The organism is Agathobaculum sp. LCP25S3_E8, assembly GCF_052117165.1.
Classification (GTDB): domain Bacteria; phylum Bacillota; class Clostridia; order Oscillospirales; family Butyricicoccaceae; genus Agathobaculum.
Map to the genome: position 1 here is coordinate 1 of NZ_JBQKJR010000086.1, position 8,661 is coordinate 8,661.

The following is an 8,661-nucleotide window of genomic DNA, read 5'->3' on the forward strand; positions in this document are numbered from 1 at the left end:
ATGAACATGAAGCATCTGGAGGCGACCGTTGAGGATGCCTCCATTGCTGGCTGACTTCATTCATAACAGAGTCTGCGAACTAAAGTGCGAAAAATTCTTGACACGACCGAACCAGAAATTATCTTGATACGCTTTTATCTTTTTGAGCGTTATATCTGTGATCACAATGGAGGGTCTGCATCTTTACACAAATGATAGTATCATACAAAATATGCAATACCGTAAGGTAGAGCCCATAAAAGGGAGAAAAAAGATTCTCCGCGGCCAAAGACAAGCCGCTAAAAATCAGAACCGCATATCAGAAAAATAGGGACATGTGGAAAACACATGTCCCTATTTGGTGCAGGTGTAAGCAAGGAAGGAAATTGTATTACGAGAAAAACGCAGTCTTCTTCTTTGCACACTGTAGCAGACGAGGTTTTTATTAAAAAATGGCTTTTAGTCCGGAGTCTGTACGATGTCCTCAAATTCATCGATCATAGATTGTAAAGTGACGCTTTCCATAGCCTCTTTGATCGAGTCCTCAATTTTGTGATAGGGCTTTTGCAACACTTTGCGAATATTTTGCGCTACCGGGCAGGAGCGGCCCTCACAGGGATGAATCCCAATCAGAGAAGTGATCCCATCCGGTTCCAATGCCGTATAGATTTGATAAAGTGTGATTTGGGAAGGAGCGACGCACAGTTCCGCGCCGCCGGTCCCTCTGGCAACCGTGATAAGCCCCGCCTTTTTCAAAGCGCTGAGGATATTGCGAATTACAACGGGATTGCAGCCGGTGCTCTCTGACAGAAGATTGCTGGTTACCTTGGCAATCCCTTTTGCCTCATGAATAAATATCAGACAATGAACCGCAATGGAGCATTTCATACTAATCTGCATAATACTATTCGGTATCCTTTCAAAACAAATTTGCTTTGTTTACAATGTGATGTAACTATTGACATTACATCTTTTGAGTGATACACTATGGAAGATGTAAAGTTATTAGTTACATCTATTATTTTATCGGGTATTAAGAAAAAAAGCAAGAAAAATCCCATAAAAACAAATTCACGCAGAAAGAGGTCTTGTATGAAAGCGGTCCAAATAAACAGCTATTCCAAAAATATCGATACAGTGCTTTCCGACATTGCGCAACCGGAAATTTCCGATTTCGAAGTGTTGATTCGGGTGAAAGCGGCAGCGGTCAATCCTCTGGAGCTGCTCATTCTGACGGGAAGCGTAAAACTGATTCAGGATTACCCTATGCCCCTGACACTTGGAAACGAGTGTTCGGGCATTATAGAAGAGGTAGGAAGCAAGGTCACAGGCTTTCAGCAAGGCGATCGGGTGTATACCCGCCTTCCTTTGCATAAAATCGGCGCCTTTGCGGAATATGTGGCGGTAGATCAGGACGCAATTGCCAAAATGCCGGAGGGATACGACTTTGCCACTGCCGCAGCCATCCCACTGACTGGATTGACTGCTTATCAAGCTATTACAGAGGAATTAGAGGCAAAGCCCGGACAAACCCTGCTGATCCCCGGCGGATCGGGCAGCTTTGGCCAGATGGCGGTCCCTATTGCAAAGGCGCTGGGCCTGCGGGTTATCGTGACCGGTAACGCGCGGGCAAAAGAGCAATTTCTTGCCATGGGTGTGGATCGGTATATGGATTATCAGCAGGAAAACTATTGGGAGCAGTTGTCTGACATCGACTACGTTATTGATACGTTAGGATCTGCCGAATTCGAACATGAATTGTCAGTTCTGAAAAAAGGCGGGCGGCTTGTAAGCCTGCGCACCGGCCCAAACAAGACCTTTGCGGTGCAGAACCATTTTTCCGGGCTGAAAAAGCTGTTGTTCACTCTGGCCGGCAGGAAATACGACAAAGCCGCCGGAAAACAAGGCAAGGAATATCGGTTTCTGTTCGTCCGCTCTAATGGGGCACAACTGCAAAAGATCACAGAGATTGTGGAACAGCAACAAATCAAGCCTGCCATTGATTCCCATGTCTTTTCTCTCGCTCAGGCCAACGAGGCATTACAGCTGGTGGCCAAGGGGCCGCTCAATGGCAAAGTAATTATCAAAATGTGAGGGAGGAATCAAACAAATGAAGTTGTCAATTCCTGTTGCAGAAACGATTCAAAAGCGGCACAGCGTACGCACCTATGAGGACCGGACCTTGTCACCACAGGACCGGGCTGCGCTTCTGGATTACATAAACCAGCTGGATAATCCCTTCGGTGTTCCGGTCAAAAAGTACATCACAGATAAAAAGCTGAGTGCAGATGGAGAAAAGCTGGGCACCTATGGCGTAATCAAGGGGGCAAGTACCTTTCTTGGTGTCTCCATCCCGAATACCGAAATGGCTCCGGTCGCCGCCGGATACGAGTTTGAAAATCTCATCCTGTATGCTACCAATATGGGACTGGGAACGGTGTGGCTGGCTGCAACGTTTAACCGGGACAGCTTTGCTTCTGCCATGCATATCCCCAAAGACGAACTGTTCCCAGCGATTTCGCCGGTTGGGTATCCCGCAGCCAAACGCAGCCTGACAGAAACCCTGATGCGCTCCACCATGAAATCTTCCTCACGAAAAGAGTGGGCATCCTTGTTCTATCAGGAGGACTTTCGTACCCCGCTGACTAAGTCCATGGCTGGTGCCTATGCCCAGCCGCTGGAAATGGTACGGCTGGCTCCTTCCGCCAAAAACGCACAGCCGTGGCGTGTGCGAAAAGACGGGAACACCTATCATTTCTATGCCAACTATAAACCGGGGATTTCCAAAGGGGAAGAAGCAATCAAGCGGGTGGATCTTGGCATTGCGCTGGCCCATTTTCACCAGACGGCTTTGGAGCAGGGCCTGACCGGGACATTTGAAACCATGCCTCAGGAGGATGTAGCAATACCTGAGAACACACATTACATCATTTCCTGGCATGCGGATGAAACAAACTAAAAGGAGGTCTTCCCTATGAAACTCTATGACATTGTGTTCAGTCCGACAGGCGGAACGAAAAAGGTGTCCGCGTTTGTAACAGGGGCGCTGGAAGGTGAGGTCACATCTGTTGCTCTAATCGACAGCAAGGCGGATTTTCGCAGTGTCCAACTGAAACAAGAGGATGTGGCGGTTATTTCCGTGCCGTCTTACGGCGGACGTGTCCCCGCTGTGGCTGTAGAGCGGCTGGCTATGCTGAACGGTCATGGCGCTCGGGCTGTTCTGATCTGTGTCTACGGTAACCGGGCCTACGAAGATACGCTGGTCGAGCTAGAAGATGCTGCAAAACAGGCTGGTTTCCGGGTGATTGCCGCCATTGCTGCCGTGGCGGAACACTCTATCGCCCGGCAGTTTGCTGCGGGAAGACCCGATGCGCAGGATGCAAAGCAGCTTTCTGATTTTGCCCAGCAGATTCAGGCAAAGCTCTCTGTAGGAGACTCCACAGAGCCTTCCATTCCCGGCAACCGACCCTATAAAAAGGCCGGAGGCGCGGGCATGGTGCCCAAACCCACGAAAGAGTGCACCAAATGCGGCGTATGCGCAGCAGAATGTCCTGTGCAGGCGATCGACAAGGAAAATCCGAAAAAAGTCAACGAAAAAGCATGTATCTCCTGCATGCGCTGCATTTCGGTATGCCCGCATTCCGCACGTAAGGTAAATCCCGTCATGCTTTCCGCTGTCGGTCTGGTACTGAAGAAAGTGTGTTCTGAACGGAAAGACTGTGAACTGTTTCTATGAGACGAAAAGAAAGGACATGATATAGCGGTATTATATGACAAATCCCTTGATTCCGAGCATAAGAGAGTCGAACATGCGCTGCCGCCGATTCCCCTTCCCTTTGCCCGCCTTGCAAGTGTACGTTCAAACGTATATAATGAAATATAAAGCAAAATACGGGCGGAGGGGTGAATATGGAGTATATTACCGTGCAGGAGGCTGCGGAAAAATGGAATATATCCGTGCGTCTGATTCAGCGATACTGCATGAGCGGACGCATTGAGGGCGCGCAGAAATTCAGCGGTGCCTGGGCCATTCCCGCAGGAACGCCAAAGCCCGTGGATCTGCGAAAAACAAAAGCGCGATCCGAAAGCAATAATGTGCCCTCCCCGTTTTCGCCGGCATTTTCTGCCTCTATGCAATCCTTTCTGCCTCTGATTAACGCAGCCTTTACGCCGGGACACTGCATGGAATATATTGAGGGAATCCAAAATGTGCACCGGCGGAACATTGCGTTAGCGGAGTACTACTATTTTAGCGGAAAAGCCGAAGAATCCGCCCGGTTGTCGGAGCGTTACATCTCCCATCCGGAAACGGCGCTTTGCCTGTCCGGATGCATGTTGTACGCTTATGCGAACCTGACCTTGGGCCGGATTCAAAGGGCTCGATATGCTCTGGCCGAAATTCGCAGTGCCGTGTCCAATCTGCAAAAGGATGCACCGCCCCAACTGAAAACCATGACCATATTTACCGCTGTGGCTGCGCGCGTGCTGCTTCATCTGCCTTTGCCGCAGGATGTGGACAACCTGCAGGAATTCATCCGTTATCTGCCGCCGGGTCTTCGCATTTTCGCTCTCTATGTGCAGGCACACCGTACCTATCTTCAGGGAGATTACGGCAAGAGCGTTGGCATCGTGGAAACCGCCTTTGCTATGGGGGCAGAGCAATACCCTATTCCCGCCATCTATATGCATTTGGCGGCTGTAATGGGTTACATGAGTCTGAAACAGTCGGATCGGGCGCAGGCGCATCTGCTGCGTGCATGGGAACTGGCACGGCCCGACGACCTGATTGAGGGATTCGGTGAGCACCACGGGCTGCTGGGCGGCATGCTGGAGGCGGTCATCAAGCCTGGTTGGCCGGAGGATTTTAAGCGGATCATCGACATTACCTATCGCTTTTCTGCCGGATGGCGTAAGGTGCATAATCCGGTCACCGGCCATGATGTGGCCGATAATTTGACCACCACAGAATTTGCCACGGCCATGCTGGCGGCCCGAGGCTGGACCAATGCGGAGATCGCCGCCCACTTGGGCATTTCTCCTAACACGGTGAAGCAGTATATTTCTTCCGCCCTGCAAAAACTCAATATCAGACAGCGCAAAGAACTGAAAAAGTTTATGCTGCGATGACAAAATGCCCGCGGGATTTCCCGCGGGCATCCTACATTTTGGGGGGTAAAACGGGTGATGGCAAGGATGTTATTTTATGCTATAGTGAAATCATATCAATGCGGCGATGAAAATCAAAAGCGGTAGGAACAGGTCACAGCCTGTTTCAACATAGATATTCTATGGCGGAATCGTTCTTCCACCGGGAAATCAGCAAACGGAGGGATGCACTATATGATGAAAAAAAGAATATTCAGCCTATTCTGCGCTTTGGCCTTGTGCCTGAGCATGCTGCCGGTAATAGCTCTGGCGGCGGACCCAATCTATTTGGCCTTGGGCGACAGCATTACCCGCGGCTATGCGCCGGGGGAAGGCGGCGTTGTCGATACGGTTGGCGACCCCTTCGCCAATCAGGTGGCGATAGCGCAGGGCTATGACCTGACCAATCTGGCAGAAGATGGCGAGAACTCGGACGGACTGCGAACAAAGCTGCAAGACGGCAGCATTGACGTCACCAACGCCGACCTCATCACCATTACCATAGGCGGCAACGATTTGATGGATGCGCTGTATGCGTTTTTGGCAGAGAAATGGACTGCGGATCCCAGTCATGCAAACGACCCAAAAGATGCCGACGCTATCAAAGAGATGCTGACAAGCGGAACTGCCAATATATTAACGCTGGGGGCTTTGGTGAATTATCTGCCTGATTTTGCCCAATCACCGCAGGCGGAAGGCGCGCTGAACACCTTTAAAATCAATTTGAGCCAAATCGTATCTGCCATCAAAAATAGCAATCCGGATGTGACGCTCTTGGTAGCCACCCAGTACAACCCCTACAGCTATTTGGCGAAAGAATACGGAACATCGTTTACCCAGGCGCAGACGATTTCCGACGCCTTTGACGACGGAGTGCAAGTGCTGAACACCGCCATAACCCAAGCCGCCCAGACTGAGGGCTTCACCGTGGTGGATGTATACACAGCCTTTGAGACGGCGGTGGCGCAGGATAAGAATCCATGCAACCCGTCTGTGGACATACAAAAATTCTCCATCAGTCTGGATTTCCACCCCAATCAGGATGGACATGACCTGATTGCCAGCACCATCAGCGACACGCTGAATAAGATGTCCAAGAAATACGATCTGTGGGTGAGCGGCATTCGTGTTACCAGCGATAACGCCGGTAATGTGTTGGGTGACAACACGGTGAGTTATGCTGCGGATACCAACACCCTGACACTGAGCGGGGCAAGCATCCGCTATGATAGCGGACCGGCCATATCGTCCCAGATGGAAAAGCTGACGATTCAACTGCTTGGGAAAAATGAAATCACCATGTTGGGCGGCTATCCATGCATTCAGGCACAAACTTCCTCCAATAACGGCGGCAGCCTGACGCTGACCGGACAAGGAACACTCACCGCCACTGCCACAAGTGCGGTCGGCATGGAAGCATATGAAGATTTGACCATTGAAGGTTCCGCACAGGTGACGGTCAACGCCAACGGGAACGGTATTCATTCCCAAGCGGGGAATATTTATGTGAGGGGAAATGCTGTTGTTGAGGCAAGCTCGACGTTCCGAGCCGGGCTGTTCTCAAACCGCAATATCACGATAAAAGACAATGCAAAAGTAACGTCAATTTCCGAAAGCGACAGCGCGGTGGATTTGGAGTGTGTACTCACTGTTACCGGTCCGGCACAGCTTTACGCGGAGTCGGAGCTGGGCGAGGGGATCGAGGCGAGACAAAAGGTTTTGATTCAAGATGGCGCAAATGTCGTTGCCATTGGCGGCATTTCTGCAGAAAACAGTCAAAAGGAAGCGGTCGACATCATTGATATTGACGACAGTATTGTCTATGTATCGTCACCGGAAGGCAAAAACGATTTTGTCAATGTCAATGCAGATAATATCGGCACATTTTCCGTTGACGGCTCTTGGATTCATATGAGCCGAAAAGACGAAAATGTGAACATTGCCGATTCAGTGGTATTCTACGGCAGTGCGGGCAGCGTGATCGGCAGCGCGGCCGTTCCCGGAAACGTGGAGCTTACCGCCGGCGAGACCCTCGCAATTCCTGCGGGCGCCACCCTTACCGTTCCCGATGATGTGGTTCTGACCAGCAACGGTACCCTGACCGTGCAAGGCACCATGGAGATCATGGGCAGCGGTGCATTCACCGGAGCGGCAGAGGTTTTCGGCAAAGTGTATGTATTTGAGGAAGAAAACAGCGCCAATCCTGCGAACGGCGCAACCTTGGCTCTCTCCAATGATGGCGAGGTTTACGCGCAGCGGACAGCTTTGCAAGGTACTGCCATCCAGAACGGCAGTATGACCACAGGCACATATCCTTACACTCCGGCAGACGGCAGCGGGCAGGAAACATTCTTGAACCGATGGGGCTATTACCGCGCCGCCTCAAGCGGGAGCAACAGCGGCTCCGCAAGCGCGACCAACCATGCCGTCACGGTGTCCGAGATCGAGAGCGGCAGCATAAAGGCCGGCACGCTCCAAACTTCTCAGGGCACCACCGTTACCCTGACCGTTACTCCTGACAAGGGCTATGTGCTGGACAGCCTCACCGTCACCGATAAGGAGGGCAACAAGCTCCCCCTCACCGATAAGGGCGACGGTGTATACACCTTCGAGATGCCCGATAGCGCGGTCACCGTGTCCGCGGTCTTTCAGGCGGAGAGCAGTCCCCTGCTCTTCACTGACGTGGACGAGAGCGATTGGTTCTACAAGGGGGTGGAGTATGTTTATCAGAGCGGGCTGATGAACGGCACTTCGGTAAACAGCTTTGACCCGAACGGCACCACTTCCCGCGCCATGATTGCTACCATTCTGTGGCGGCTGGAGGGCAGCCCTGTGGTCGATTATCAGATGACCTTTGACGACGTGGCCAATGGCAGGTGGTACACCGAGGCCATCCGCTGGGCAGCATCGGAGGGCATTGTCGGCGGCTATGGCGACGGCAGTTTCGGTGCAGATAACTCTATCACCCGGGAGCAGATGGCCGCGATGCTGTACCGATACGCGCAGCATAAGGGCTACGACGTATCCATCGGCGAGGACACCAATATTCTTTCCTACACCGATGTTTCGGACCTGAGTGAATGGGCCGGATCGGCTATGCAGTGGGCGTGCGGCGCAGGCGTCATTACCGGCGCAGGCAACGCACTCTATCCTCAGAGCGACGCTACTCGGGCAGAAGCCGCTGCCATGCTGATGCGTTTTTGTGAAAACAGTATAGTCTGAATTGGAACCGGCATCGGAAGAATTAGACAGCTGTGCGCAGATGGGCAAGCCGGTGGCACAGTGAAAAAGCAACATAGAGCAATATAGCAAAAGGGATGGCGTAAAGCCATCCCTTTTGTCATAATGCGGAGAAACGCTGCAATTTCATGCAGCAGCATGCAGAAAAACTTATGAAATTACTATGCCGGAAAGCGCTGTCATCTTCTGGAGTAGTACCCTGTAAGTGCAGTCGCAAATTCCCCAAAAATCTGTTAAACTGAACGAACAGAGACGGAGGGGATCGCAATGAAACGTTACAGCAAAGAATTTAAGGAA

The 8,661-nt window shown here is 51.4% G+C and carries 6 protein-coding genes; 5 read left to right on the plus strand and 1 reads right to left on the minus strand.

Annotated elements, in window-relative coordinates; genetic code table 11:
- Positions 1–438: 438 nt before the first annotated feature.
- Entirely contained in the window at positions 439–879 is a 441-nt protein-coding gene (locus tag ACTQ34_RS16765; RefSeq protein WP_441364769.1) for an Rrf2 family transcriptional regulator, read from the minus strand.
- Positions 880–966: 87 nt separating this feature from the next.
- On the opposite strand from ACTQ34_RS16765, the gene ACTQ34_RS16770 reads away from it, so the two are divergent.
- From ACTQ34_RS16770 to ACTQ34_RS16790, 5 genes are all read left to right on the plus strand, one after another.
- The gene (locus ACTQ34_RS16770) at positions 967–2,073 is read left to right on the plus strand and encodes an NADP-dependent oxidoreductase (protein ID WP_441364770.1); all 1,107 of its coding nucleotides are present in this window, start codon (positions 967–969) and stop codon (positions 2,071–2,073) included.
- A gap of 16 nt (positions 2,074–2,089) precedes the next feature.
- The gene (locus ACTQ34_RS16775) at positions 2,090–2,938 is read left to right on the plus strand and encodes a nitroreductase family protein (protein WP_441364771.1); all 849 of its coding nucleotides are present in this window, start codon (positions 2,090–2,092) and stop codon (positions 2,936–2,938) included.
- A gap of 15 nt (positions 2,939–2,953) precedes the next feature.
- Complete coding sequence (locus ACTQ34_RS16780; protein WP_441364772.1) at positions 2,954–3,715, plus strand: 4Fe-4S binding protein; 762 nt, start codon at positions 2,954–2,956, stop codon at positions 3,713–3,715.
- Between the two features lie 173 nt (positions 3,716–3,888).
- On the plus strand, positions 3,889–5,106 hold the full coding sequence (locus ACTQ34_RS16785) for a LuxR C-terminal-related transcriptional regulator (protein WP_441364773.1): 1,218 nt from the start codon (positions 3,889–3,891) through the stop codon (positions 5,104–5,106).
- 213 nt (positions 5,107–5,319) lie between these two features.
- Positions 5,320–8,346: an S-layer homology domain-containing protein gene (locus ACTQ34_RS16790; RefSeq protein ID WP_441364774.1), complete on the plus strand. Its 3,027-nt coding sequence runs from the start codon at positions 5,320–5,322 to the stop codon at positions 8,344–8,346.
- Positions 8,347–8,661: the final 315 nt, after the last annotated feature.